Raw genomic sequence first — 26,352 nt, 5'->3', positions numbered from 1 at the left:
CGTCACACGGGGCCGGCGGTGGCGTACGCGGCCGAGCCGATCAGTTCCATCGACACCTGGAGGCGTTCCAGGCTGATGTTCTTCGCGATGGTGTCCTCCGGGCTGTGGTACGGCGGCTCCAGCAGGGCCGGGCCGGCCTCACCACGCCAGGAGAAGTTGGCGGCGGCGATCCCCACCTCCTGGAACGACTGGTGGTCGCTGGATCCGCGCAGGGTGACCGGCGAGATCCGCGGTTCGTAACCGAGCCGGGTCGCGGCGGCCGTCACCTCGTCGGTGGCCCGGTTCGCCAGGCCGGTGAAGGAGAGCAGCCAGTACCTGGTGGCCGGGTCCCAGCTGGTGGCGACCATGTCGTTCTGGTAGACGGCCACGATCCGGTCCCGTTCGGCCTGCGGCAGTTGCGCCACGTGGTAGCGGGAGCCGAGCAGCCCCTGCTCCTCGGAACCCCACAGCGCGAACCGGAGGCTCGCCTGGGTGGGCAGCCTGCGCAGCACCCGGGCCAGTTCGAGGCAGAGGACAGTGCCGGAGCCGTCGTCGTTGGCCCCGGGCGCGCCGATCACCGTGTCGTAGTGGGCGCTCACCATCACCACCGGGCCGCTGGTGCTGCTCCGGCGCCGTTCGGCCAGGACGTTCTGCGAGGTCAGGCTCCGGTGGGCGGCCGTCGACACGGTCAGCCGGAGCCGGCGGCCGGCGGCCAGCAGGTCACGCAGCCGGTGTTTCTGCGCCTGGGCCACGCCCACCACCGGGATCGGCACGGGAGTGGTCGCCGACCCGGGCAGGGTGGGGCTGAACGCGGCGGCCCGGCGCGGCTCGACCAGGTCGACCGGCAGCAGGACGACGGCAGCGGCGCCCCGGGCGACGGCGGTGGCGACCAGGGCCTCCCGCTCGGCGGCCACGTAGTCGATCAGCACGATCTTGCCGGTCACGTCGGCCGGGTAGTCGGCGACCGCGCCGGCGTGCACGTCCACCACGTCGCCGCGGACCTTGACGTCCAGGGCCGCGTGCGGTGAGGCGCCGGCCTGCCAGCACAGGTCGCGGGGCAGGCCGTGGCGGGCGTCGAGCTGGGCCAGGAACTTGTCGGCCACCGGGAACGGCTGCCGGGTCACGTCATACCCGAGACCGTCCAGCACGCCGGAGATGTAATCGGCCGCCTTGTGCTCGGAGCGGGTGCCGCCGATCCGCGGTCCGATGCCCTGCGAGAGCACCTGGAGGTGCCGCAGCGCCCGCTCGGCCGACACCCGGGCCGCGACCCGCTCGTCGCCGGCGGTCAGGGTGGGTGGGTGCACGGCGCCCGGCCGCTGGTCGCCGACGGCCCACGCGGGCGCCGGCAGGGTGACGCCGGCCGCGCCGCCCAGAGCGATCGTCAGCATCCGGCGCCTGCTCAGTGAAGACTTCTGGCCTGGTGTTTCCAAGACTCCCCCTCGCTGAATGGGATCGCCCAGCCCGGTCGGGATGACGATCCTCGCGAGAGAAAGACTATGGTCAATATCCACGGTGGACAATGAATCGGAAGCGGACGGCGGGCAGGCACCCCCTGCCGCCCGCCGTCCGCCGGGGCGTGCCGATCTACTGGTAACTGACCGCCGTCGGGCGGACCACGTAGACGACACGGTGCTCGACGTCGCCGGGCGGGAGGGCGATGTCGAGCCGGTACCGCTTGGCGAGCTCCGCGAAGAACACACCCTCACTGTCCGGATCGATCCGCTCGACCGTGCCGCGGACCTCGAGATAGCGGTACGGCTGCTCCGGATCATTGATCGAGAGGCTGATCCGCGGCTCGCCCACCACGTTGCGGTACTTACGGCGCGTGGTCGTGTTGGTGAACCGCAGGAACTCGCCGTCGAAGGTGAACCACATCGGGTTGACCTGCGGCTCGCCGTCGTCGCGCACGGTGCCGAGGTGACCGAAGAGCGGCCGCTCCAGCAGGTCGGTGTGACTGTCCGGGATGATGCTCATGTGACAGGACTCTGTCATACAACAGGGTTCGTAGACAACCCGGGTCCGTGGCAGAATGCCGCCATGAGCGCGATCGACGACCGGCTGGCCCTCGAAGACCGGCTCGGCCTCGTCATCAAGCGGGCCGAGCAGGCCCTGATCGCCCGCAAGACCGCCGCCCTGCGCGAGTTCGGCCTGACCGTCCCGCAGTACGCGGCGTTGCTCCTGCTCTCCGGCGGCGACGGCATGTCCGCCGCCCAGCTGGCCCGGGAGTCCCTGGTCACCCCGCAGACGATGGCCACCGTGCTGACCAATCTGGAAACCAAGGGCCTGATCGAGCGCGACCAGTCCCCGCTGCACCAGAAGGTCGTGGTCAACCGGGTCACCCCGGCCGGCGCCACGCTCCTCGCCGGCGCCGACGCCGCGGCCGTCCGGATCGAGCGGTCACTCGCCGCCGCCTACACCGACACCGAGCGCGAGCAACTGGCCGCGCTGCTCGAGCGGGCGATCATCACCCTCACCGCCTGACCACTCGTTCGTAGGACCCGTCCCGAACGAGCCCCGGTCGAACCGGAGGTGACGAGCCCGCAGTGGCCCTGTCGCCCGATAGAGGTGTTGACCGCCATCTTTGCGTCCGTCAATTCTGTCCCGCGTCGCGAGAGCTGAGGTCCCGCGTCGCGAGAGCAGAGGAGACCTGATGGGGCGGGACGGGCGCACCGATCGCAGCCGGACCATCCGCAGCCGCGTCGTCCGCATGCTGGCGCTGCCGGTCGCGGCCATGATGCTGCTGCTGACCGTGGTGGTGGTCGAGGAGTTCGCCACCTATCGGCTGGCCGCCCGGACCGGGCACGCCGTCGCCCTCGACCTGGCCGTGCAGGCGCTCGCGCAGGAGGTGCAGACCGAGCGTGGCGTGACCGTCGGCCTGCTCGCCGGTAACCAGGACTTCAGCGCCGAGATCTCGCCGGCCCGACGACGGGTCGACGCCCAGCGCGCCGCCGTCGAACAGCTCGTCGACCAGCGCGGCGACCTGGACGGGCAGGTCGGGGAGGCGCTGGAACAGGCGGAGGCGCTGGCCACGATCCGCGGCGAGGTGGACGGCGGGGCAGCCGACCGGACCGAGACCTTCGAGGACTACAACGAGATCGTCGCCGAGCTGGGTGAGGTCTACTTCGCGCTGGACAACGCGGCCGACGCGACCATGCGCCTGGGCTCCGAGTCGCTGGCCATGCTCAACCTGGCCAAGGAGGCCACCGCACGGCAGCGGGCCTTCCTCAACGGCGTCTTCTCGGCCGGCGGATTCGCCGACGGCGAGTTCCTGCGGTACGTCCAGCTGCGCGCCGACCTGGACGCCGCCTACGCCGAGTTCGAGGAGTACGCGACCCCGCAGGCGCTCGCCGCCCGGGATCAGCTCCTGGCCAGCGCCCCGGCCAAACGCGCCCAGCAGCTGGAGAACCGGGCGCTGCGCTCGGGCGACGGCAAGACCCTCCGCGCCGACGCGCAGCTCTGGTGGACCTCGACCGGCCCGGTGCTCGACGACATGGCCGCGCTGGCCCGGCAGATCGGGGCGAGCCTGGAGGAACGCGCCCAGGTGCTGCTCGACGAGGCGAACCTGCGGCTCGCCGCGCTCGCCGCGGTGGTCCTGGTCTGCGTCGGCATCGCGATCTACCTGGGCACGGTCGCCGCCCGTTCGATCGCCGGGCCGCTGTCCGCTCTGGCCGCCGAGGCGAACCGGCTGGCCGGCGAACGGCTGCCGGAGGCCGTCCGGCGGGCGGTGTCCGGCGACGCCACCGGGCCGCCGGGCGCGGTGCAGGTGGCCGAGCGGGCCAGCTCCGAGGTCCAGCTGGTCGCGGACGCGTTCGACCGGGTGCAGGCGACCGCGTACGCGCTGGCCACCGAGCAGGCCGAGCTGCGCCGGGCGGGCGCCGAGTCACTGGCCAACCTGGGCCGCCGCAACCAGAACCTGCTGCGCCGCCAGCTCGGCTTCATCACCCGGCTGGAACAGGAGGAGTCCAGCCCGACCGGCCTGGCCAACCTGTTCGAGCTGGATCACCTGGCGACGCGCATGCGCCGCAACGCGGAGAGCCTGCTGGTGCTGGTCGGCGCGGCCAGCCCCCGCCAGTGGGCCCGGCCGCTGCCGCTGACCGACGTGATCCGGGCCGCGGTGTCCGAGGTCGAGGAGTACCGGCGGGTGTCGCTGCGCCGGCTCGACGAGGCGATGGTCTCCGGTTCGACCGCCAGCGGCCTGGCCCACATGCTCGCCGAACTGATCGAGAACGGTCTCGCCTTCTCCCCGCCGGACCTCGACGTCGAGCTGCACGGCCGGATCGTCGAGGACGGCTACCTGATCGCGGTCTGCGACCAGGGTGTCGGGATGAGCGAGGACGAGCTGGAGACCGCCAACCAGCGGCTGCGGGGCGAGGGCGACTTCCTCACCGCGCCGGCCCGGTTCCTCGGCCACTACGTGGTCGGCCGGCTGGCCGCCGAGATGGGCGTGAGTGTGCAGCTGGCCCGGTCACCGGTGACCGGGGTGACCGCCCGGGTCTGCCTGCCGGCCGAGATGCTCGCGGCGCCGGGCGCGCCCCTGGACGGCCCGCCCGGCCGGCCACCGGTGCGGAACGTCACCCCGCTGCGCAGTGCCCAGCCGGCGCCGAAGCAGGTCGCCGGGCCGAAGCCGGTCGAGCTGCCGTCCCTGCAACCACCCGTCATCCCGTCCCCGCCGCTACAGGTCGACTACGTGGTGCTGGACGAGCAACCGGCCGTGCCCGCGCCACGCCGGCCCGCCGAGTCCGGGCTCCCGCACACCGAGCACACCGTCAACGGCCTGCGCCGGCGTACCCCGCGGGCGCAGCGGAACCGGTCCGAGACGACGCTGCCGCTCCCGGCGATCACGAACGAGCCGACCGTCCCGGTCACCGCGTCGCCCGAGGCGGTCCGGGATCGGCTGACCGCCCTGCGCGCGGGCATCCAGCGCGGCAGCGGTCAGGGCCGGCACGCGGTCAACCTGTCCCCGCCCGGCGTCGAACCCGGTGGCGCGAGCCTGCCTCGCCGTCGTGAACCGAGCTTCATCAGTGAGGAGATCCCGTGAGCGTCGAGGCCCAGGCCGATCGGCACCAGTTCAACTGGCTGCTCGGCAACTTCGTCCATCAGACCGACGGCGTACGTGATGCCGTCGCCGTCTCCTCCGACGGCCTGCTGATCGCCGCGTCCGACGGGCTGGCCCGGGCCGAGGCCGACCAGCTCGGGGCGATCGTCTCCAGCATGGCCAGCCTGGCCCGCAGCGCGTCGCGCCGCTACGACTTCGACGGCCTCAAGCTCATCATGATCGAGATGCTCCGCGGCTTCCTGGTGATCTCGGTGATCCCGGGTGGCAGCTGCCTCGGCGTGGTGGCCTCCGGCGACAGCGACCTCGGCCTGGTCGGGTACGAGATCTCGATGCTCGCCGAACGGTTCGGCGACCTGCTGACGCCGGCCCTGATCGCCGAATCGCGGCAGCAGCTCCCCCGATGATGAACCACGACGCCGAGGAACCGGTGGTGCGCCCGTTCATGCTGACCGGCGGGCGCACCCAGCCACTGCACGACGGACTTCGGATCGAGACCCAGTTGTACGCCGCACCCGCCGCCCTGTCCGCGCCCCTGCGTTTCGAGGCCCGCCGGATCGTCGAGCTCTGCCAGCGGCCGAAGTCGGTGGCCGACCTGTCGTCGGCGCTGCACGCCCCGCTCGGCGTGGTCCGGGTGATCGTCGCCGACCTGATGACGCAGGGACTGTTGCAGGCCGGTGAGATGCCCGGTGAGCTGACCACCGCGTTGATCGAGAGGATCAGGGATCGTGTTCGGGCGCTCTAGCACGGTGGCGGCCCCGTCACCGGTCGCCGTCAAGATCGTGATCAGTGGCGGGTTCGGGGTGGGCAAGACCACCTTCGTCGGCGCGATCTCGGAGATCGAGCCGCTGGTGACCGAGGCCGAGATGACCGAACGGTCGATCGGCGTCGACGACACGTCAGCGGTCGCCGGGAAGACCACCACCACGGTCGCCCTCGACTTCGGCCGGATCACCCTGGACGAGTCGCTGCTGCTCTACCTGTTCGGGACGCCGGGGCAGGACCGGTTCGCGTTCCTCTGGGACGACCTGGTGCACGGGGCGCTCGGCGCGATCGTGCTGGTCGACACCCGCCGTATCGAGGACTGTTTCCCCGCGATCGACTACTTCGAGGAACACGACATCCCGTTCATCATCGGCGTGAACGCCTTCGAGGGCGCCCGCCGTTTCGACCCGGCCGAGATCCGCGACGCGCTGGGGGTCGCGGAGGGGATGCCGCTGCTGGAGTGCGACGCCCGCCGGCGCGAGTCGGTGAAGACAGTCCTGGTGGCCCTCACCGAACGGGTCCTGGCCCGCCGCCTGGCCCGCCAGTGACCCGCGGCTGAGCGGCCCGGCCACCGGACACGCCCGGCGGTCGCGGTGGAGACCGCTTCGACCGCCGGCGTCGCGGGGTAGGGAACAGTGCTCTTCGTAGCCGTACCGAATCAGCGCTCGGTGAGGGTGCCGTCTTCCTCGACGTATTCGGCGGACGTCTCGGGGCAGACCCAGAGGTTTCCGTCTTTGGCGACCAAGGGTCGGCCGGCCCGGCCGACCCAGCCGACGCGGCGTGCCGGAACGCCGACGACCAGGGCGAAGTCGGGGACGTCCTTGGTCACGACCGCGCCGGCGGCGACCAGGGCCCACCGGCCGACGGTGACCGGCGCGACGCAGACGGCGCGTGCGCCGATCGCGGCGCCGTCACCGATGGTGACGCCGACCGCGGTCCAGTCGTCACCGGTCTTGAGGCGGCCGTCGGGGGTGACGGCGCGCGGGTACTCGTCGTTGGTGAGCACGGCGGCCGGGCCGATGAAGACGCCGTCGCCGAGGCGGGCCGGCTCGTAGACGAGCGCGTGGTTCTGGAGCTTGACGTTGTCGCCGATGACCACGCCGGGGCCGACATACGCGCCGCGGCCGACGTTGCAGTCGGTGCCGAGGGTGGCGTCCTCCCGGATCTGGGCCAGGTGCCAGATCCGCGTGCCGGCGCCGATGGAGGCTCGCTCGTCCACGTCGGCGGTCGGGGCGACATTGACGGTCATGTGTAGCCTTCCGGAAGATCGGCGGGAATCGGGCACAGGCTAGCTGCTGAGACTCCGAATCGATGTCAGCAAAACGACGTTCCCGGCCGAACTGGCCATCCGGTTGCGTGATCGCTGACCGACAGGCGTACCCCGATCAGCCGAAGGGACGCGATGACCCCGCAGCTCCGCCGGAAATCCAGTCGTCGACTGGCGCTCGGTTGCGGCGAATCGATAGCTTTCCCGACGGACTGCGTCGGCACCGTCCGTCCACTCTGCGCGGACGCGTTCCCGCCCAATCTCCGACGAAACGGATGCTCGTGACTTCTCCGCTCCCCGCTCCCATCGGTGTGGCCGTCGTCGGCGCCGGCTACTGGGGCCCCAACCTCGTCCGCAACTTCCAGAGCAGCCCGAACTTCCGGCTGCGCTGGCTCTGTGACCTCGACGTCGAGCGGGCCCAGCGGGTCCTCGGCGGCTACTCGACGGTCCAGGTCTCGGCCGACCTCGACGAGGTCCTCGCCGACCCGTCGGTCGACGCCGTGGCGATCGCCACACCGGCCGGCACGCACCTGCCGGTCGCGATGGCGGCGCTGCGCGCCGGCAAGCACGTGCTGGTCGAGAAGCCCCTCGCGGCCACCCACGAGGAGGGCCTCCAGCTGGTCGAGGAGGCCGACAAGCGCGGCCTGACGCTGATGTGCGACCACACCTACTGCTACACCCCGGCGGTGCTCCGGATCCGCGATCTGCTCGCGGCCGGCGAGCTGGGCGAACTGCACTTCCTCGATTCGGTACGGATCAACCTGGGCCTGGTCCAGCGGGACATCGACGTGATCTGGGACCTGGCGCCGCACGACCTGTCGATCCTCGACTTCGTGCTGCCGCCGTCGGTGCGCCCGGTCGCGGTCGCCGCGCACGGGGCCGACGGCATCGGCGCCGGCCGGGCCTGCGTGGCGTATCTCACGCTTCAGCTGAACACCGGCGCGATCGCCCACATCCACGTGAACTGGCTCTCCCCGGTCAAGGTGCGCACCGCGATCTTCGGCGGGTCGAAGCGGACCCTGGTGTGGGACGACCTGAACCCCAGCCAGCGGCTGTCGATTTACGACCGCGGGGTGGACGTGGCCTCCCCGGACGAGCTCGGCGACGAGCAGCGGCGGGACATCCTGGTGTCGTACCGCTCGGGCGATGTGGTCTCCCCGGCGCTCACCGAGCGTGAGGCGCTGCGGACCATGGTCGACGAGTACGCGCGGGCCATCACCACCGGCACCCCGGCCCTGACCGACGGGCGTTCCGGCCTCCGGGTCCTGGAGATCCTCCAGGCCGCCTCGCGTAGCCTCGCCGAGGGCGGCACCATGATCAAGCTGAACGAAGGGCACATGGCGTGACTGGCGTATCGATCGAGGGCACGAAGGCCCTGGTCACCGGCGGGGCGGGCACGATCGGCTCGCACGTCGTCGACGAACTCGTCCGTGGCGGGGCCGCGGAGATCGTCGTGCTCGACAACTTCGTCCGCGGCCGGCGTGACAACCTGTCGTGGGCGCTCGCCCAGGGCGACACGGTCACCCTGGTCGAGGGCGACATCCGTGACCGGGAGCTGGTCCGCTCGCTCACCGAGGGTAAGGATCTCGTCTTCCACCTGGCGGCGATCCGGATCACCCAGTGCGCGGAGGAGCCCCGGCTGGCCAACGAGGTTCTGGTCGACGGCACCTTCAACGTGATCGAGGCGGCCGCCGAGGCCGGGGTCAAGAAGGTGATCGCGTCGTCGTCGGCGTCGGTCTACGGCCTGGCCGAGGAGTTCCCGACCACCGAGCGGCACCACCCGTACAACAACGACACGTTCTACGGCGCGGCGAAGGCGTTCAACGAGGCCACGCTGCGCAGCTTCAAGGCGATGAAGGACCTGGACTACGTCGCCCTGCGCTACTTCAACGTGTACGGCCCGCGGATGGACATCCACGGCCTGTACACCGAGGTGCTGATCCGCTGGATGGAGCGCATCGAGGCGGGCACTCCCCCGCTGATCCTCGGCGACGGCCTGGCCACCATGGACTTCGTGCACGTGGCGGACATCGCCCGCGCCAACATCCTGGCCGCCCAGGCGGACGTCACCGACGAGGTCTTCAACATCGCCGCCAGCGAGGAGACCAGCCTCAAGGACCTGGCCGCCGCGCTCAGCGCCGTGATGAAGTCGGACCTGGTCCCGGAGCACGGCCCGGCCCGCGCGGTCAACGGCGTCACCCGGCGCCTGGCCGACATCACCCAGGCCGAGCAGAAGCTGGGCTGGAAGCCGCAGCTCACCCTGCACGAGGGCCTCCAGGGCCTGGTCGACTGGTGGCGGTCGTCCAAGTGATCCCGGTGATGATCCCCGACCTCGGGGAAGAGGAGGCCCAGGCCGCGGCCGAGGCGATCCGCTCCGGCTGGGTCGCCCAGGGCCCGCGGGTCGCGAAGTTCGAGCAGGAGTTCGCGGCCGCGGTCGGCGCCGGGCACGGTGTCGCCGTGTCGTCCTGCACGACCGGCCTGCACCTGGCGCTGGTGCTGCTCGACATCAAGCCCGGTGACGAGGTCATCGTGCCGTCGCTGTCGTTCATCGCCACCGCGAACGCGGTCCGCTACGTGGGCGCCACCCCGGTCTTCGCCGACGTCGAGCTGGCCACCGGCAACGTCACCGTGGAGACGGTGGACGCGGTGCGCACCGAGCGGACCCGCGCGGTCATCGCGGTGCACCAGGGTGGTGTGCCGTTCGACACGGCGGCGCTGCGCAAGGCCACCGACGGCTGGGGCATCGGGCTGGTCGAGGACGCCGCGTGCGCGGCCGGCTCGACCGCGTACGGCGCGCCGGCCGGCACCGGGGCCCGGGTGGCCGCGTGGTCGTTCCACCCGCGCAAGCTCATCACCACGGGTGAGGGCGGCATGGTGACGGTTTCCTCAAGCGAGGACGCGGCTCGCTTGAAGCGGTTGCGGGAGCACGGCATGAACGTCTCCGCCGCCGACCGCCACGCGTCCAAGCAGCCGGTGCTGGAGGCGTACCTCGAAACCGCCTACAACTACCGGATGACCGACATCCAGGCTGCGGTCGGCCTGGTTCAGCTGGGGAAACTCGCCGGGCTGGTCGCTCAGCGCCGTCAGCTGGCCGAGCGCTATCAAGGTTTATTGTCGGATATTGACGGACTTGTCCCTGTGCGCGATCCGGCCTACGGGCAGACCAACTACCAGTCGTTCTGGGTGCTGCTCGACGGCTTCCGGGCGAGCCGGGACGAGGTCCTGACCGAGCTGGCGGCGCGCGGAGTCTCGGCGCGGCGCGGCATCATGGCGGCCCACCTGGAGCCGGCCTACGCCGACGTCACGCCCGGCCCGCTGCCGGTCACCGAGCGGATCACCCGCGAGTCGCTGATCCTGCCGTTGCACCACAAGCTCACCGAAACCGACCAGGACCACATCATCGGCGTGCTGCGCGAGCTGGCCATCCGGTGAAAGACCTGGTCATCGTCGGGGCGGGCGGGTTCGCCCGGGAGACGGCCGCGGCCGCTCTCGCGGGCGGCCGGCGGGTCCTCGGGTTCGTCGACGACAACCCGGACCTGCACGGGACCGTCCGCTCCGGCCTGCCCATCCTCGGCCCGGTGGACAGTGTGATCGGGTTCGACACCGACGTCGTGGTGTGCGTCGGCAACCCGCGCAACTACACCGCGCGGCAGCGGATCGTGGAACGGCTCGGCCTGCCCCCCGAGCGGTACGCCACGGTCCTGCACCCGTCGGTGTCGATCGGCGCGGGCAGCTCCGTCGGTGAGGGCACCGTGCTGCTGGCCGGCACCGTGCTGACTGCCGACGTGACGGTGGGCGCGCACGTGGCGGTCATGCCGCAGGTGGTGCTCACCCACGACGACCTGGTGGGCTCCTACGCCACCGTCGCCTCCGGGGTCCGGCTCGGCGGCGGGGCGGTCCTCGAGACCGGCGCCTACGTCGGCTCCGGCGCCCTGATCCGTGAAGGCGTCACGGTCGGCGCCTGGGCGCTGGTCGGGATGGGCTCGGTCGTTCTGCACGACGTCCCGTCCGGCGAGATCTGGGCCGGCAGTCCCGCCCGCTTCTTGAAGAAGTCCCCGTCCGTCCTGGAAAGGCAGACCCCATGACCCGCATCCCGCTCGTCGACCTCGCCGCCGCCCACGCGGAGGTGGCCGAGGAGGTCGAGGCCGGATTCAAGCGCATCATCGCCGACACGGCCTTCATCGGCGGAGCCGAGGTGGCCGCGTTCGAGAGCGAGTACGCGGCGTTCTCCGGGCTGCCGCACGCGATCGGCGTGGCCAACGGCACCGACGCGCTGGAACTGGCGTTCAAGGCCGTCGGCGTGGGCCCGGGCACCGAGGTGATCCTGCCGGCGAACACGTTCATCGCCACGGCCGAGGCGGTCGCCCGGACCGGCGCGCAGGTCGTGCTGGTCGACTGCGACCCGAGCACCTACCTGATCGACGTGGACGCCGCGCTCGCCGCGATCACGCCGCGCACCCGGGCCATCGCGCCGGTCCACCTGTACGGCCAGCTCGCCCCGGTCGACCAGCTCAAGGCCGGTCTCGCCGGCCGGGACATCGTGATCGTCGAGGACGCCGCCCAGTCGCAGGGCGCCACCCGGCACGGCCTCGGCTCCGGGGTCGACGGGATCGCCGCGACCAGCTTCTACCCGGGCAAGAACCTGGGCGCCTACGGCGACGCCGGCGCGGTGACCACCGCCGTCGAGGAGTGGGCGACCACGGTCCGCACCCTGGGCAGCCACGGCGGCCTGCGCAAGTACCACCACGACCTGATCGGCGTGAACAGCCGCCTGGACGGCCTGCAGGCGGTCGTGCTGCGCGCCAAGCTGGCCCGGCTGGCCGGCTGGAACGAGCAGCGCCGGGCCGCGGCCGCCCGCTACCACGAGCTGCTGTCCGGCCTGGAGCAGGTGGTGCGCCCGGTGACGCTGGACGGCAACGTGCACGTGTGGCACATCTACTGCGTCCGGGTGCCGAACCGGGACGAGGTGCTGGCGAAACTGAACGCGGCGGGCGTCGGCGCGGCCATCCACTACCCGATTCCGGTGCACCGGACCGGGGCGTTCGCGGACCTCGGTGGATCGTTCCCGAACGCGGAGTCCACCGCGCCCGAGATCCTTTCTCTCCCGATCTACCCGCAGATCACGCCGGACCAGCAGGAAAGGGTCGTCCAGGCGCTTACCGACGCGCTCGGCTGATCAATTAAATCGAATTCCTCGAATTGTTGGATGTGCCCGTCCACGCAAACTGTGGGCGGGCACAAACGCCCTGCGTAACAGGCCCATCACCATTCCTCTGAACGGCTGATTCGCATCCCTCGGTCGGCCGACGAGATGATTTCGACAGTGGATGGACAGGACGCCCCCGTTTCGTTAACGTCCGCCACAAAGTCAAAGATGATCTCGGATGCCCTCGTCCCTGGGGGGCACATCACTCTTGGCGGAGAGGCACCTGCACCAGATGGACAGACGACGGGCGCTCGCATTCCTGCCGCGCTTCCGTAGCCGGAAGACGCGGATCATGACCTCGGCCGGCACGGCCGCCATCCTCACCGCCGCGGCTCTCGTCGGTACGCTCTACGAGTCGGACGCCGCCGTCGCCGACTGCCAGCCGAACCCGGTCGTGTGCGAGAACGCGCTGGACGGCACGCCGTCCAGCGAGTGGGACATCTACAAGGCCGGCGACGAGACCGTGCAGGGCTTCGCCACCGACATGAGCGTCGACGTCGGTGACACCGTCAAGTTCAAGGTGCGGGCCGAGGCCGCGTACACCATCGACATCTACCGCCTCGGTTACTACGACGGCGACGGCGCCCGGAAGGTGCAGTCCCTCGAGGGCACGTTCCCCGCGCAGAACCAGAACACCGCCTGCGTCACCGACGCGACCACGCTGATCTACGACTGCGGCACCTGGGCCCAGTCGGCCGAGTGGGAGGTGCCCTCCACCGCGGTGTCCGGCGTCTACTTCGCGCTGCTCAAGCGGACCGACACCGGTGGCAAGAGCCACGTCACGTTCGTCGTGCGCAAGGACTCCAGCCACTCCGACGTCATCTTCAAGACCTCGGACGCGACCTGGCAGGCGTACAACGTCTACGGCGGCGCCGACTTCTACAACGACGGCCCGAACGGGCGCGCCACCAAGCTGAGCTACAACCGGCCGTTCGCCACCCGCGGCTGGAACAACGGGCGTGACTTCCTGTTCAGCAACGAGTACCCGACGATCCGCTTCCTGGAGCGCAACGGGTACGACGTCTCGTACACCACCGACGTCGACGCCGACCGCAACGGCGCGCTGCTGAAGAACCACGACGTGTTCCTCTCCGTCGGTCACGACGAGTACTGGTCCGGCCCGCAGCGCGCCGCCGTCGAGGCGGCCCGGGACGCCGGCACCAACCTCGCCTTCCTGAGCGGCAACGAGGTCTACTGGAAGACCCGCTGGGAGACCAGCCAGGACGGCTCGAACACCGCGCACCGGACGCTGGTCTGCTACAAGGAGACCTGGGACAACGCCAAGAGCGACCCGTCCGAGGAGTGGACCGGCACCTGGCGTGACCCGCGGTTCTCGCCGCCGTCCAACGGTGGCAAGCCGGAGAACGCGCTGACCGGCACGATCTTCATGGCCAACCACGACGACCTGGCCATCCAGGTCCCGGCGGCACAGGGCAAGAACCGGTTCTGGCGCAACTCCGACGTGGCCGACCAGGCCGCCGGCACGAAGATGACGCTGTCGCCGCACACCGTCGGCTACGAGTCGGACGAGGACCTCGACAACGGCTTCCGCCCGGCCGGGCTGATCCGCCTGTCGACGACGATCGGTGAGACCCCGGAGTACCTGCGTGACTTCGGCAACACCGTCTCCCCCGGCACCACCACGCACAACATGACGCTCTACAAGGCGGAGAGCGGCGCGCTGGTCTTCGGCGCCGGCACCGTGCAGTACGGCTGGGGCCTGGACGCCGAGCACGACACCGAGTTCCCGGTCGAGCCCGCCGACAAGCAGCTCCAGCAGGCGACCGTGAACCTGCTCGCCGACATGGGCGTGCAGCCGGCCACCCTGATGGGTGTCCTGCACTCGGCCTCGAAGTCGACCGACACCGCCGGGCCGACCACGACCATCACCACGCCCGCCGACGACAGCTCGGTCGCCAACGGCAAGCTGGTCACCGTCTCCGGCACCGCCGAGGACAACGACGGCGGCCGGGTGGCCGGCGTCGAGGTGTCGCTCAACGGCGGCAAGACGTGGCACCCGGCCGAGGGCACCGACGAGTGGTCGTACAAGGGCGCGGTCACCGGCAACGGCACCGCGACGATCAAGGTGCGCTCGACCGACGACAGCGCCAACATCGGCGCCGTGAAGTCGCGGGTGCTGACCCTGACCGGCTCGACGTCGCTGTTCGGCAAGACGGTTCCGGAGAACCCGTCGATCAACGACTCGGACGCCGTGGAGCTGGGCGTCAAGGTCATCCCGCAGACCAACGGTTTCATCAAGGGTGTCCGCTTCTACAAGGGCGAGGGCAACACCGGCACGCACACCGGCACGCTCTGGTCGGCCGACGGCGACGTCCTGGCCCGTGGCACCTTCCAGGACGAGACCGAGACGGGCTGGCAGGAGCTGGTCTTCACCTCGCCGGTCGCGGTCAGCGCGGACGTCACCTACATCGCCTCGTACACCGCGCCCAACGGCCACTACGCCGGTGACAAGTGGGGGTTCATCTACGGCCCGCACGACGCGTCACCGCTCGTCGCGCCGGGCGACCACGAGGCCGGCGGCAACGGCGTGTACGAGATCGCCGGGCACTTCCCCACCAAGTCGTACAACTCGACGAACTACTACGTCGACGTGCTCTTCAACGTCGGCAACGTGACCCCGCCCTCGGTGACCGGGTCCACGCCGCTGGCGTACGCCGCCTACCTGCCGACCTCGACCAAGCCGACCGCCACCTTCAACAAGGCGGTCGACCCGGACTCGGTCGACTTCGACGTCACCTACACCGGCGGCACGGTCGCCGGCACGGCCGACTACGACGCCGACACCCGCAAGGCGACCTTCACGCCGTCGTCGGCGCTGCCGGCCGGGAAGAAGATCACCGTCGCGGTGACCGCCGCCGACCCCAACGGCAACGCCATGACCACGCCGTACACCTGGACGTTCACCACCAACCCGGGCAACGTCGAGGTGCACACCCTGTTCGGTGAGACCGATCTGCCGGCGGTCGCCGCGGTCGACGAACCGGCCGCGGTCAACCTGGGTGTCAAGTTCGTGCCGCAGGCCGACGGCAAGGTGGTCGGCATGCGGTTCTTCAAGGGCCCCGGCAACACAGGCACGCACATCGGATCGGTCTGGTCGTCGTCGGGTTCCCGGCTGCGGACCGCAACCTTCGTGAACGAGACTGCTACCGGCTGGCAGTACGTCTACTTCTCGGAGGCGCTGACCGTGACCGCGGGCACCACCTACACCGTCTCGTACCACGCGCCCCAGGGCGACTACGCGGTGACCGGCAGCTACTTCGCCAACGAGCGCACCCGCGGCCTGCTGACCGCACCGGCCGGCAACAACGGCGTCTACGTGTACGGCGCCGAGGGCTTCCCGTCGAGCTCCTGGTCCAGTGGCAACTACTGGGTCGACCCGCTCTTCGCCAGCACGGCCGAGTCGCCCGAGGAGCCGACCACCCCGCAGCTGCCGTCCGGCACCGTGAACCTGTTCCCGGGCGCCCCGGTTCCGGCCCACGCGAGCTGGGACGACTCCAACGGCGTCGAGGTCGGCGCCCGGTTCAGCTCGGATGTGGCCGGCCAGGTGCACGGTGTCCGGTTCTACAAGGGCAACGGCAACACCGGGACACACACCGGAACGCTGTGGTCGGCTGACGGTTCGGTGCTGCGGACCGGGACGTTCGTCAACGAGACCACCGACGGCTGGCAGACACTGGTGTTCGACCAGCCGGTCAGCATTGTCGCCGGCACCGAGTACGTGGTCTCCTACTACGCGCCGAACGGTCACTACGCGGTGACCGGCGGTGGTCTCGCCTCGGCGACGGAGAACTCGCCGCTGCGGACCGTCGCCGGCGGCGCCCGCTACCAGTACGGTGGCGGATTCCCGACGGGGACATCGACGGCGAACTACTGGGTCGACGTCTACTTCACCCCGGCTGGCTGAAAGGCAGCACGTGTACGTGTCACTACGTGACCGCCCCGGAGCCGGCTCGGCTCCGGGGCGGGGGCGCGCCACCCGGATCTCCTCGACGGTGGTGCTCCTCGGGATCGTCAGCATGCTCACCGACATCTCGTCGGAGAGCGTGTCGTCGATCCTCCCGCTCTACCTGACCGCCGTGGTCGGGCTCAGTCCGGTGGCGTACGGCTTCATGGACGGGCTCTATCAGGGCGTCAGCGCGTTCGTGCGGATCGCCGGCGGGTACGCCGGCGACCGCGGCGGGCACCCCAAGTGGGTGGCCGTGGCAGGTTACGGCGCGTCCGCGCTGAGCCGGCTCGCGATGCTCCCGGCCGCGGGGTTCGCCGCGATCACCGCGGTGGTCACGGCCGACCGGCTGGGCAAGGGGCTGCGCACCGCGCCCCGGGACGCGCTGATCGCCGAGGCGTCCGACCCCAAAGAGCTCGGACGGGCGTACGGCGTACACCGCACCCTCGACACGATCGGCGCCGCGATCGGCCCGCTCGTCGCGTTCGCCCTGCTCGCCGCGGTGCCCGGCAGCTACGACTCGATCTTCGTGGTGTCGTTCGCGTTCGCGATCGTCGGTGTCGCGGTGCTCGTCCTGTTCGTCCCCAATCTCAAGTCGAGCGCCGGGAAGGCCCGGATCGGGCTGCGCCGGATGTTCCGGGAGATCAGCGGGAGACGGCTGCGCAAACCGCTGGTCGCCGCGTCGGTCCTGGGCCTGCTCACGGTCGGCGACGGGTTCGTCTACCTGGCGCTCCAGGAACGCGACGACTTCGCGGCCACCTACTTCCCCCTGCTGTACGTCGGCACCAACGTCGCGTACCTGCTGCTCGCCGTGCCGCTGGGCCGTCTCGCCGACCGGATCGGCCGGGCCCGGGTGCTGGTCGCCGGGCACGGCGCGCTGCTCACCTGCTACCTGCTGGCGGCCCTGCCGGCCGGTGGCCTCGGACTGACCCTGGGCACGCTGCTGCTGCTAGGCGTCTTCTACGCGGCGACCGACGGCGTGCTGCCGGCGCTGATCAGCCGGCTGGTCCCGGCCGAGGCCCGGGGCAGCGGGATCGCCGCCGCACAGACCGCGGTGGCGCTGACCCGGTTCGCCTCGTCGCTGATGTTCGGCGTGCTCTGGACGCTCCAGGGGCCGGGCATGTCGCTCGTCGTCTTCGCGGCGCTGCTGGCCGCCGCCATCCCCGTCGCCGGGCTGCTGCTGCGTGGCATCGACCGGGCGGAGGTCGCCCCGTGACCCTGCGGTCACGCGTCATCACGCTCGTCGCGATCCTGCTCGTCGCCGTGCTCGGCGCCGGTGGATACGTCTGGCAGACCCGGGCCAGTCAGGCCCGTACCGTCGCCGAAGCCGCCCCGGTGGCCACCGCCGGTGACCTGGCCGGATTGCGCAACCAGCCGCATGTGGTCTTCCGCAGCACCGCCCTGGGCGCCGAGTACGGCCGGGTCGCCGTGGTCCCGCTGTCCGCGCCGGACGGCCCCCGCGCGTTCACCCCGGCCTCCTGCGACCGGGTCTACGCGACCGCTGCCGACGCCATCTGCCTGGCCGCGAACCGGGGGCTGGTCACCACCTACCAGGCGCTGCTGCTGGACGACTCGTGGAACAAGACCAACGAGCTGCCGCTGACCGGCCTGCCCAGCCGGACCCGCCTGTCCCGGGACGGCACGCTGGTCGCCACCACCACGTTCGTCTTCGGCGACTCGTACGCCAACCCCGGCCAGTTCTCCACCCGGACCGTGGTGTCGCGGACCACCGGCGAGGTGATCGGCGACATCGAGAAATTCACCCTCACCGTCGAGGGCAAGGTGATCACGGCCTCCGACAAGAACATGTGGGGGGTCACGTTCGTCGATGACGACGGGTTCTATGCCACCGCCGCCTCGGGCGGTAAGACGTGGCTGGTCCACGGTAGTCTGTCCGCGCGTACCGTGACCGCGCTGCGCGGTGACGTCGAGTGTCCGTCCCTCTCCCCGGACGGCACCCGCGTCGCGTTCAAGAAGCACGGAGATCTGCCCTCCGGCAAGTGGCGGCTCGCGGTCTACGACCTGAAGACCGGCGCCGAAACGCTGCTCGCCGAGACCAACAGTGTCGACGACCAGGTCGAATGGCTCGACGACGACACGATCGTCTACGGCCTGCCCCGGGAGACCGCCGGATCGGCCTCCAGCGACGTGTGGCAGGTTCCCGCCGACGGCACCGGGCAACCACGGATCCTCATCCGCGACGCCTGGTCGCCCGCCGTCGTCTCTTAATGTCACCTGCCATCGTCTCTTAGTAGAAGGGCAAGAACGTTGACCGATCCGAGTACGGGTCCCATCACCAACCACCGGCGGACGCCCCGGCGTTCCCGGGTGGCGGTGATTGCCGTCCTGGGTGTGGCCACGCTCGCCGCCGCCGGATACCTGATCAACTCCTACCGGACGTCACCTGACACCGAAGCCGTCGCGGGCCCCGCCTCCGCGACACCGGAGAACACGACGCTCCCGGCGCCCGCCCTGTCCGGCTCGGCGCTGCCGTCGGCCAGCCTGCCGGTGAGCCCGTCGGTGTCGGCGCCCTCGCCGTCGGCGTCGGCGTCCAAGAAGCCGGAGACCCCGAAACGCAGCGGCGGACACCCCAACGCCTCCAACACGGGTGTCCCGTCCGGGGTCACGCTCGCCACCTACAAGGGGCCGTGCACGATCTCCAAGAGCGGGACGGTCATCGACGGCAAGATCGTCAACTGTGACGCCCTGGAGATCCGCACCACCGGCGTGAAGATCACCAACAGCCGGATCAACGGGCGGCTCGTCACCACCGAGAAGTCGAACTACTCGTACTCGCTCACCGACTCCGAAGTGAACGCCGGGGTCTACCAGGGCGCGGCGGTCGGCAGCACCAACATGACGATCCTGCGCTCCGACATCCAGGGCGGTCAGACCGCGGTCGTCTGCTCGTACAACTGCACGATCCGCGACTCCTGGCTGCACGGCCAGGAACTGCCCGACGGATCCGACTGGCACCTCGGCGGCTTCCTCGCCAACGACACCGGCGGCGACGGCACCACCAAGGTCGTCCTCGACCACAACACGATCGTCTGCGACAGCCCGTCCAACTCGGCCGGCGGCGGCTGCTCCGGCAACGTCAACCTGTTCCCCGACTTCGGGCCGGTCTCCGACATCACGGTCACCGACAACCTGCTCGGCGCGAACGAGGACATCTCGTACTGCGTCTACGGCGGGTCCACCTCGGACAAGGAATACGTCAGCGGAGTCCGCGACATCGTCTTCACCGGCAACATCATCCAGCGCGGCAAGAACAAGAAGTGCGGGCAGTACGGGCCGGTGACCAGCTTCGACCCGGCCAAGCCGGGCAACCGCTGGGCGAACAACAAGTGGGACGACGGCAAGCTCGTCGAGTCGGCGAACTGAGAAGGACGGCGAGGAAGTCATGAATCTGCTCGGATCGGCACGGCAGCGCGAAGCCCTCAAGGTGCTGCGCGAATCCGGCCCCCGCGGTCTCGCCCAGCGGATGGTGCGCGTCGCCTACCACCGGCTGAGCGCCTCCGACCTGGAAGCGCCGCTCGACTTCGACCACATCGCCGACTCGCAGGGACTGCGGCTCACCGCGCCCGCCCAACGGCCGGCGCCCGGCACCCCGCTCACCGTCGGCTGGTTGTGCACCCCGCCGCGGCCCGGCTCGGGCGGCCACACCACCCTGTTCCGGATGGTGGAGGGCCTCGAAGCGGCCGGGCACAAGTGTGTGCTCTACATCCACGACGTGTTCCACGGTGAGCTGGCCCGTCACGAGGCGGTCATCCGGGAGGGCTGGCCGGGCATGAAGGCCGAGATCCGGTCGGTCTCCGACGGTCTGGGGCCCCTCGACGCGTATGTGGCGTCCGGCTGGGAGTCGGCGCACGTGCTGGCCAGCTACCCGGACGTGCCGACCCGGCGGCTGTACTTCGTGCAGGACTACGAGCCCTGGTTCTACCCGGCCGGCTCGCAGTACGTGCTCGCCGAGGACACCTACCGGTTCGGCTTCCGGACCATCACGGTCGGCCCGATGCTCGCCGACCTGCTCGGCGAGAAGTACGGCACCGAGTGCGCGGTCGCCGAGTTCGGTGTGGACACCGCCGTCTACCAGCTGACCAACCAGGAGAAACGGCGCGGCGTCGTCTTCTACACCAAACGGGACTATGCGCGCCGCGGGTTCGCGCTCGGTCTGGTGGCGCTGCGCGAATTCCACCGCCGGCACCCCGACCACGAGATCCACCTGTTCGGCGACGCCACGGTCCGGGCGCCGTTCCCGGCGACCAACCACGGCACGGTACGGCCCGCGCAGCTCAGTGAGATGTACAACGAATGCGCGGCCGGGCTGGCGATGTCCTTCACGAACCTGTCCCTGGTGCCCGACGAGATGCTCGCCTGCGGAGTGATCCCGATCGTCGGCGAGTCGGAACACGCCAAGGCGAGCATCGACAACCCGTACATCCAGTGGACCCGCCCGACCCCGATCGCCCTGGCCGACGCCCTGTCGGCGGCGGTCACCGGTGGGCCGGCCCCGGCGTCGATCGCCGCGAGCATCCGGCAGACCCCGTGGGGAACCGCCCAGCGGGTGACCCTGGAGACCATCGAGAACGAGGTCTACGGCTGACACCGGTACCGAGAAGCCCCGGCCACCTGACGGTGACCGGGGCTTCGTGGTTTCCGGGTCAGACGCCCGTGCGGACCCAGTCTCGGTAGTCGGCGTCTCGCTTCAAGCGCCGCAACACCGCACTGGCAACGAACGGCGGCGTCAGCGGCGACAACCGGGGCCCGATCCGCTGGCGCCACTGGAGCGCCCGCCATGCCGGCAGCGACTCGACGTCGGCGTAGGTCTCCCGGGCGAACGCGATGAAGATCTCGATGTCCTTCTCACGCTGCTGCGCCTGCCCCCGGTCGTACGCGTGGTAGGCCCGGGTGATGGCCTCGCTGGCGATCTGCTTCCGAACCGTCTCCAGCATGCCGGCCGCACCGGGCAGCTTGCCGCCCGGGCCCTCGAAGAGCACCTCGAACACGGTACGGCGTTCGGTCATGTCGGTCAGTTCGCCGGCCCCGTCGGTGACGCTCATGCTCGTCGCGTGGTCACGGTGCAAGGCCTGGTCCGGCCCGTCGACGTGCCCGACGTCGGAGACCGCGGCGGTACGCAGCCACATCTCCATGTCCTGGGCGAACCGGAGACGGGTGTCGAGGCCGCCGATGCTCTTCATCACCGAGCCCCGGATGATCGCCTCGGGTGTGGTGATGCAGTTGAAGCCCTTGCGGCAGCGTTCGGCGATCCAGTCGGCGCCGGACCAGATCGTCCAGCCGCGCAGGTCGAGGTTCGGCGCCGGTGGTGTCTCGGTCTCGAAGTGGTTCGGGTGGCCGTAGACGAGACCGACCGACGGGTACGCGTCGAACAGGGCGACGGCCCGCGACAACGAGCCCGGGGTGAGCAGGTCGTCGGCGTCGAGGCGGACGATGAATTCGCCTGTCGCTTCGGCGTACCCGTCGTTGAAGGCCACCACGTGCCCGGTGTTGGTGGTGTGCCGGACCAGCCGCACCCGGGGGTCCTGGGCGGCGAAGGCGGAGGCGACCGCGGCCGAGTCGTCCTTCGACGCGTCGTCGACGACGATCACCTCGACGTCGACGTCCTCCTGGGACAGGCTGCTGCCGACGCTCTCCGGCAGGAACCGGGCGTAGTTGTAGCAGGGGATGATCACCGACACCAGCGGGCGGCGGTCCGCGGGAGGCGCCGGCACCGGTGCCGTCACCACCGACATCGGGGTCAGCCGGTTGTTGGTCACAGCAGCTCCTTCTCCTTCTCGGCGGCCGGCTCCCCGGCGGGTTCCGGGCGGCGTCCGTACAGGCCGACCAGCTCTGCCTTGAGGCGCAGCAGCGAACGACCGAGAACCAGTAGATAGACGACCAGCAGGGTGGCCAGGCCAACGGCGAGCTGGGGCAGCGCCCCGTCGACGGCCGCGGCGGCGTAGTGCGCGGCGATGCCGGCGAGGACCGCCGCCAGCAGCGGGGCGACGGCCGGCCGGACCAGCGGGGCGAGCGGGAACCCGCCCTGGCGGACCAGCACGGTCAGGTAGATCGGCACCACTCCGAGCAGCGCCACGGCGACGTGGGCGACGCCCGCGCCGATGCCGTTGTTCCAGTGCACGCCGCCGATCATCGCCGGGATCAGCAGGCCCAGCCAGAGCAGCTGGAGGTGGAACAGGCGTTTGGTCAGGCCCAGGGCGACCAGCACGTCGGAGAAGAGCGAGATGATCACCTTGACCGACCCGAAGACGGCCAGGATCGCCAGGATCGCCGCGGCCGGCGCCCACCGCTCGCCGTAGACGAACGTGACGAGCGGGTTCGCCAGCACGACACAGGCGGTGGTGATCGGGAACGAGGCCGAGCAGAGCGCCGACAGGGCCGCCGAGATGTGCCTGACCATCTCCTTCACGCCGCCCGTCACCCGGGACAGGGCGGGCAGGGTGACGCTGTAGAGGATCACCGTGAAGATGTTCGGCGGCCAGCTGGAGACCGTGAAGGCCAGGTTGTAGTAGCCGAGCTGGGTGGCCCCGGCCAGTTTGCCGACGACCATGAAGTCCAGGTCGTTGAGGGTGAATCCGGCGACGTTGGCGCCGGCCAGCGGCATGCCGAACCGGAGCAGGCGCTTGGCCTCGCGGCGGTCGAACCCGGGCCGGTAGCGGTGCGTGGAGACGATGAAGATCATGATCGCCGAGACCACCTGGCCGGCCACCCGGGACCAGGCCAGCGCCATCACGCCGTGCCCGTGCAGGGCCAGCACCAGCAGCAGGCCGTTCGCGACGACGAAGCTGCTGACGTCGGTGATCATCTTGCGGCCCTGGCGGAAGTCCCGGGTCAGCAGCGCGGCCGGCACCGCGGTCGGGCCGGCCAGCAGCAGCGGGATGGCCAGCACCCGGACCGCGTCGGTGGCCGCCGGCGCGCCCATCGCCGACGCGAACGCCGGCGCGGCCAGGAACATCAGCAGCGCCAGCAGACTGCTGCTGGCGATCGCGATGGTGGCCACGGTCGGCGCGATCCGGTCGGCGTTGTCCACCTCCCGGACCAGCGCGCTGCTCACGCCGATCTCGCTGACGCTGATCACGATCTGGTACGCGACGAGCGCCACCACGAAGGTGCCGAACTCGTCAGGCGCGACCAGCCGTGCGATGACGATGCTGATGCCGAGCTGGCCGAGGCGCAGCAGGGCGGTGTTGGCCGCGCTCCAGAACGCGGCGCCAGCCAGTTTCCGGCCGAGACCGCTGGTGGCCGTGGTGTCGCTCATATGCCGGTCCGCCTCCACCGGCGCCACCGCACCCGGCCCCGCAGGTCATCCGCGACCGCCACGGCACGGTGCCGGGAGCCGGGGCGCTGCCCGTTCTTGTACCTGTCGACCCGCTCCGCGCAGGCCCGCCAGAGCGGCGTGTCCCGTACCGTCGGATCGGTCTCGGCGGCGAACTCCATCAGATCGGTGGCCCGGGACAGCAGCGCCTCGTCCGACCGGTCGTAGGCCCGGCAGGTCAGTTGCAGCGCGTCCCTGGCCATCGACCGGCGCACCAGCGCCTCCAGCCCGGCCGGGTCCGGCATCCGGCTGCCGTGCTCCTCGAAGAGCAGCTCGTACGCCTTACGCCGCTCCCGCAGGTCGGTGTAGACCCCGGCGAACTTCTCCAGATGCATGTTGTTGCCGTGCACCCGGTAGAACGCCTGGTCGGCGCCGTTGATCCGGCCGACCGAGCCGCGGGTGGCGGCGGCCATCCAGAGGTAGAAGTCGGCCGAGTGCGGCAGCCGCGGCTCGTAGCTGCCGAGGTCGCGGTAGACCGACGTGCGCATCACCACCTCGGGGCAGGACACCACGTTGTGGGCGCGCCGGCCGATCAGTTCCAGCCACTCCGGCCCGGTCCACACCGACCAGTCGCGCACCTCGGTCTTGGCCGGTGGCGGCTCGGTGTTGAAGTCGGGGACGTAGCCGTAGACGAACGACACCTCGGGGTGCGTCTCCAGCAGCGCGCAGGCCCGGCCGAGCGATCCCGGGGCGAGCATGTCGTCGGCCGAGAGCAGCACCAGGTAGTCGCCGGTGGCGGCGCCGAGACCGAGGTTGTACGTGGCGATGTGCCCCTTGTTGACCTCGTTCTCGATCACCCGTACCCGCGGATCCTCGGCGGCCAGCTCGCGGGCGACCGCGACGCTGCCGTCCGGGGAGGCGTCGTCGATGATCAGCACGTCCACGTCGACGTCGGTCTGGGCGAGGACGCTGCCGACGCACTGGCGCAGGAAGTGGCCGTAGTTGTAGCAGGGGATGAACACCGACACCGTCGGCCGCGTGGTCAGCGGCCGGGGGGTCGCACGGGCGCTCACGGGTGATCCTTTCCGCTGGCGACGAGCAGGTTGACCAGGAAGGCGACGGTCGTCGGCTCAGCCGTACGGGTGCCGGCGAGCACCCCGTCCAGCCAGTCCCGCCGGACCTGGGGCAGGTCACGGAGTCCCGCGACCACTTCCGGGTGCGCCCGCCAGTGGGTGAGCACGAGCTGGCTCATCCCGCCCGCGCCCAGCTGTGGGCGGCGGCCGCCGGCGACCCGCTGGCGTACCTTGCGGACCGCTTTGCGGGCGGTGACGCTCTTGGCGGCCAGCCGGGTGCCGAACGTGCGGTGCGCCAGCCGGGCCGGGGTGAGGCCGGAGTCCAGCGGGATCGCCGCGAGGCCCGGGTCGAGCCGGGTCATCAGGCGCCCGAGCAGCAGTGAGTCACGTTTGTCGTCGGGCGCGACGGCCAGCGCGAGCTGCACGAACCGCTGGTCGAACATCGGGTTCACGTAGTGGCGTTTGACCGCGGCGACGGTCCCGTGCGAGCCGGCCCACCGGTGCATGCGGTGCCACAGGTAGAAGTCGTCGGTGGCGCGCAGCCAGTCACCGGCCGGGAAGAAGCCCTCCAGCATGGCCAGTGTCTCGCCGCGGGCGGTCGCCAGGAACTCCGGGTCCACCGCGTCGGCCTCGACCGCCTCGTTGCTGAACAGCCGCCACCGGGCCAGCCGGTGCACCAGTTCGGCCGAGGTGTTCGCGGCGCCCGCCTGCCCGGCGTAGTAGAAGCCGCGGGCCACCTCGCCGCCCAGGCCGCCGAGCCGGTGGCCTTGCTCCAGCGCGCCCTCGGCCACCAGCAGCGGGGCGAGAGCGAGCGGGCTGGCCTGGCACTCCAGCTCACGGGCGGCCTGCAGGGTCAGCTCCCAGGCCCGTTCCGGCGTCGGGTCGGTCTGCAGGTCGGTGCGGTAGACCTCGTGTTTCATGCCGTAGCGGGCGGCGAGCCGGGCCGCGATGACGACGTCGGGAGCGGACGGCTCGCCGAGTGTCAGGGCGCGCATGCCCGCTTTCAGCTTGTCCGGCACGGCGGCCAGCAGGATCCGGGAGTCGTGGCCCCCGGTGAGCTGGATGACCGTGTCCGGGTGGTCCTCCATGTAGCCGGTCTGCCAGGCGCGCAGGATGTCGGCCATCTCGGCGACCGCGTCGTCGAGGGCCGGCGGCTGTTCCGGCGCGGGCGCGGCGGCGTCGGACGGGTACCGCTCCAGGGTCACCTCACCGCCGCGCAGGACGGCGACGGCGCCCGGCGGGATGGCCCGCACCGACCGGAACGGCGTGGTGTCGCCGATCTGCCACCCGACCAGGCCGAGCACGCCCAGGCCGCGGGCGTCGAGGCCCTCGCCGGCGAGTTCGGCGAGGGCGCGGGCGCTGGTCGAGACGGCGGCGACACCGTCGCCCTGCCACCAGAACATCTGGTGGAAGCCCAGCCAGTCGCCGGCCACGGCCAGCGGCTCGCCGGGGCCGCCCCGGTGCAGCGCCGCGAACGGCGGCAGGAGCGCCGCGAGATCCTCGCGGCGCTCGATCATGCCGCCGAGCGTCTCCGGGCTGACGTCACCCTGGCGGGTGCGCGCCATCCGGCCGAGGGGCACGGTGAACGCTCCGCTCAGCGGCGGCACGGCCTCGTCGGCACGGTCCGCCGCGACGGCCACCCACCCGTTCTCGTCGATCTCCGTCCGGATCCCACCGGGGGCGTCCAGACAGGCCAGAACGCGCGGGTCCGGTTCCTGGCGGCCGGTCTGTCGACCCGGCGCCCGGGACAGCGCAACAAAACCCCTCATCGA

At 71.0% G+C, this 26,352-nt stretch carries 22 protein-coding genes; 15 read left to right on the top strand and 7 right to left on the bottom strand.

Features of this window, described 5'->3' with window-relative positions:
• Positions 1-2 precede the first annotated feature (2 nt).
• Entirely contained in the window at positions 3-1,367 is a 1,365-nt protein-coding gene (locus AB0E94_RS00805) for a M28 family peptidase (protein ID WP_360320329.1), read from the bottom strand.
• A gap of 196 nt (positions 1,368-1,563) precedes the next feature.
• Positions 1,564-1,953 carry a PPOX class F420-dependent oxidoreductase gene (locus tag AB0E94_RS00800; protein WP_360320326.1) on the bottom strand — a complete coding sequence of 130 codons (390 nt, stop codon included), beginning with the start codon at positions 1,951-1,953 and terminating at the stop codon, positions 1,564-1,566.
• 63 nt (positions 1,954-2,016) lie between these two features.
• Between AB0E94_RS00800 and AB0E94_RS00795 the strand changes: the two genes are divergently transcribed.
• From AB0E94_RS00795 to AB0E94_RS00775, 5 genes are all read left to right on the top strand, one after another.
• Positions 2,017-2,460 (top strand): MarR family transcriptional regulator, encoded by a 444-nt coding sequence (locus tag AB0E94_RS00795; protein WP_360320323.1) that lies wholly within the window; start codon positions 2,017-2,019, stop codon positions 2,458-2,460.
• A 169-nt stretch (positions 2,461-2,629) separates the two neighbouring features.
• A complete protein-coding gene (locus tag AB0E94_RS00790; protein ID WP_360320320.1) occupies positions 2,630-5,017 on the top strand; it encodes a nitrate- and nitrite sensing domain-containing protein in 2,388 nt (795 codons plus the stop codon).
• The gene (locus AB0E94_RS00785) at positions 5,014-5,439 is read left to right on the top strand and encodes a roadblock/LC7 domain-containing protein (RefSeq protein WP_109592918.1); all 426 of its coding nucleotides are present in this window, start codon (positions 5,014-5,016) and stop codon (positions 5,437-5,439) included. The genes AB0E94_RS00790 and AB0E94_RS00785 overlap by 4 nt, the downstream gene beginning before the upstream one ends.
• Entirely contained in the window at positions 5,439-5,777 is a 339-nt protein-coding gene (locus tag AB0E94_RS00780) for a DUF742 domain-containing protein (RefSeq protein ID WP_360320821.1), read from the top strand. Before AB0E94_RS00785 ends, AB0E94_RS00780 begins: the two co-directional genes overlap by 1 nt.
• A gap of 4 nt (positions 5,778-5,781) precedes the next feature.
• Positions 5,782-6,345, top strand: a complete 564-nt coding sequence (locus tag AB0E94_RS00775; protein WP_360320818.1) for an ATP/GTP-binding protein — start codon at positions 5,782-5,784, stop codon at positions 6,343-6,345.
• Between the two features lie 110 nt (positions 6,346-6,455).
• On the opposite strand, the gene AB0E94_RS00770 is transcribed toward AB0E94_RS00775, so the two are convergent.
• Positions 6,456-7,046 carry an acyltransferase gene (locus AB0E94_RS00770; protein ID WP_360320316.1) on the bottom strand — a complete coding sequence of 197 codons (591 nt, stop codon included), beginning with the start codon at positions 7,044-7,046 and terminating at the stop codon, positions 6,456-6,458.
• A gap of 299 nt (positions 7,047-7,345) precedes the next feature.
• Between AB0E94_RS00770 and AB0E94_RS00765 the strand changes: the two genes are divergently transcribed.
• The 10 genes from AB0E94_RS00765 (at position 7,346) to AB0E94_RS00720 (ending at position 20,840) form a co-directional block, all read left to right on the top strand.
• Positions 7,346-8,410, top strand: a complete 1,065-nt coding sequence (locus AB0E94_RS00765; protein ID WP_360320313.1) for a Gfo/Idh/MocA family oxidoreductase — start codon at positions 7,346-7,348, stop codon at positions 8,408-8,410.
• Entirely contained in the window at positions 8,407-9,375 is a 969-nt protein-coding gene (locus AB0E94_RS00760) for an NAD-dependent epimerase/dehydratase family protein (RefSeq protein WP_360320310.1), read from the top strand. Before AB0E94_RS00765 ends, AB0E94_RS00760 begins: the two co-directional genes overlap by 4 nt.
• Positions 9,357-10,496 carry a DegT/DnrJ/EryC1/StrS family aminotransferase gene (locus AB0E94_RS00755; protein ID WP_360320307.1) on the top strand — a complete coding sequence of 380 codons (1,140 nt, stop codon included), beginning with the start codon at positions 9,357-9,359 and terminating at the stop codon, positions 10,494-10,496. The genes AB0E94_RS00760 and AB0E94_RS00755 overlap by 19 nt, the downstream gene beginning before the upstream one ends.
• Positions 10,493-11,149 carry an acetyltransferase gene (locus tag AB0E94_RS00750; protein WP_360320304.1) on the top strand — a complete coding sequence of 219 codons (657 nt, stop codon included), beginning with the start codon at positions 10,493-10,495 and terminating at the stop codon, positions 11,147-11,149. The genes AB0E94_RS00755 and AB0E94_RS00750 overlap by 4 nt, the downstream gene beginning before the upstream one ends.
• Complete coding sequence (locus AB0E94_RS00745) at positions 11,146-12,240, top strand: DegT/DnrJ/EryC1/StrS family aminotransferase (RefSeq protein ID WP_360320301.1); 1,095 nt, start codon at positions 11,146-11,148, stop codon at positions 12,238-12,240. The genes AB0E94_RS00750 and AB0E94_RS00745 overlap by 4 nt, the downstream gene beginning before the upstream one ends.
• Positions 12,241-12,502: 262 nt before the next feature.
• Positions 12,503-16,195: a DUF4082 domain-containing protein gene (locus tag AB0E94_RS00740; RefSeq protein ID WP_360320298.1), complete on the top strand. Its 3,693-nt coding sequence runs from the start codon at positions 12,503-12,505 to the stop codon at positions 16,193-16,195.
• Between the two features lie 16 nt (positions 16,196-16,211).
• Positions 16,212-17,450: an MFS transporter gene (locus AB0E94_RS00735; RefSeq protein WP_360320295.1), complete on the top strand. Its 1,239-nt coding sequence runs from the start codon at positions 16,212-16,214 to the stop codon at positions 17,448-17,450.
• Positions 17,447-18,463, top strand: a complete 1,017-nt coding sequence (locus tag AB0E94_RS00730; RefSeq protein WP_360320292.1) for a hypothetical protein — start codon at positions 17,447-17,449, stop codon at positions 18,461-18,463. Before AB0E94_RS00735 ends, AB0E94_RS00730 begins: the two co-directional genes overlap by 4 nt.
• Before the next feature lie 99 nt (positions 18,464-18,562).
• Entirely contained in the window at positions 18,563-19,618 is a 1,056-nt protein-coding gene (locus AB0E94_RS00725) for a hypothetical protein (protein WP_360320289.1), read from the top strand.
• Positions 19,619-19,637: 19 nt separating this feature from the next.
• The gene (locus tag AB0E94_RS00720) at positions 19,638-20,840 is read left to right on the top strand and encodes a hypothetical protein (RefSeq protein WP_360320286.1); all 1,203 of its coding nucleotides are present in this window, start codon (positions 19,638-19,640) and stop codon (positions 20,838-20,840) included.
• 58 nt (positions 20,841-20,898) lie between these two features.
• Here AB0E94_RS00720 and AB0E94_RS00715 read toward each other — a convergent pair whose 3' ends face one another.
• The 4 genes from AB0E94_RS00715 to AB0E94_RS00700 are packed head-to-tail and all read right to left on the bottom strand — an operon-like array spanning position 20,899 to position 26,349.
• On the bottom strand, positions 20,899-22,011 hold the full coding sequence (locus AB0E94_RS00715; RefSeq protein ID WP_360320283.1) for a glycosyltransferase family 2 protein: 1,113 nt from the start codon (positions 22,009-22,011) through the stop codon (positions 20,899-20,901).
• On the bottom strand, positions 22,008-23,510 hold the full coding sequence (locus tag AB0E94_RS00710) for an oligosaccharide flippase family protein (RefSeq protein ID WP_360320280.1): 1,503 nt from the start codon (positions 23,508-23,510) through the stop codon (positions 22,008-22,010). The genes AB0E94_RS00715 and AB0E94_RS00710 overlap by 4 nt, the downstream gene beginning before the upstream one ends.
• Entirely contained in the window at positions 23,507-24,580 is a 1,074-nt protein-coding gene (locus tag AB0E94_RS00705) for a glycosyltransferase (protein ID WP_360320277.1), read from the bottom strand. Before AB0E94_RS00705 ends, AB0E94_RS00710 begins: the two co-directional genes overlap by 4 nt.
• On the bottom strand, positions 24,577-26,349 hold the full coding sequence (locus AB0E94_RS00700) for a hypothetical protein (protein ID WP_360320274.1): 1,773 nt from the start codon (positions 26,347-26,349) through the stop codon (positions 24,577-24,579). Before AB0E94_RS00700 ends, AB0E94_RS00705 begins: the two co-directional genes overlap by 4 nt.
• Between the last annotated feature and the right edge of the window lie 3 nt (positions 26,350-26,352).

The organism is Actinoplanes sp. NPDC026670, from assembly GCF_040638175.1.
Taxonomy (GTDB): Bacteria; Actinomycetota; Actinomycetes; order Mycobacteriales; family Micromonosporaceae; genus Actinoplanes.
This window is presented reverse-complemented; position numbering and strand designations above follow the sequence as displayed.

Excerpts from the sequence above, each read along its gene's own strand:
- AB0E94_RS00805 (WP_360320329.1), bottom strand. The coding sequence starts at position 1,367 with ATGCTGACGATCGCTCTGGGCGGCGCGGCCGGCGTCACCCTGCCGGCG.
- AB0E94_RS00800 (WP_360320326.1), bottom strand. The coding sequence starts at position 1,953 with ATGAGCATCATCCCGGACAGTCACACCGACCTGCTGGAGCGGCCGCTC.
- AB0E94_RS00795 (WP_360320323.1), top strand. The coding sequence starts at position 2,017 with ATGAGCGCGATCGACGACCGGCTGGCCCTCGAAGACCGGCTCGGCCTC.
- AB0E94_RS00790 (WP_360320320.1), top strand. The coding sequence starts at position 2,630 with ATGGGGCGGGACGGGCGCACCGATCGCAGCCGGACCATCCGCAGCCGC.
- AB0E94_RS00780 (WP_360320821.1), top strand. The coding sequence starts at position 5,439 with ATGAACCACGACGCCGAGGAACCGGTGGTGCGCCCGTTCATGCTGACC.
- AB0E94_RS00770 (WP_360320316.1), bottom strand. The coding sequence starts at position 7,046 with ATGACCGTCAATGTCGCCCCGACCGCCGACGTGGACGAGCGAGCCTCC.
- AB0E94_RS00745 (WP_360320301.1), top strand. The coding sequence starts at position 11,146 with ATGACCCGCATCCCGCTCGTCGACCTCGCCGCCGCCCACGCGGAGGTG.
- AB0E94_RS00740 (WP_360320298.1), top strand. The coding sequence starts at position 12,503 with ATGGACAGACGACGGGCGCTCGCATTCCTGCCGCGCTTCCGTAGCCGG.
- AB0E94_RS00720 (WP_360320286.1), top strand. The coding sequence starts at position 19,638 with ATGAATCTGCTCGGATCGGCACGGCAGCGCGAAGCCCTCAAGGTGCTG.
- AB0E94_RS00710 (WP_360320280.1), bottom strand. The coding sequence starts at position 23,510 with ATGAGCGACACCACGGCCACCAGCGGTCTCGGCCGGAAACTGGCTGGC.
- AB0E94_RS00700 (WP_360320274.1), bottom strand. The coding sequence starts at position 26,349 with ATGAGGGGTTTTGTTGCGCTGTCCCGGGCGCCGGGTCGACAGACCGGC.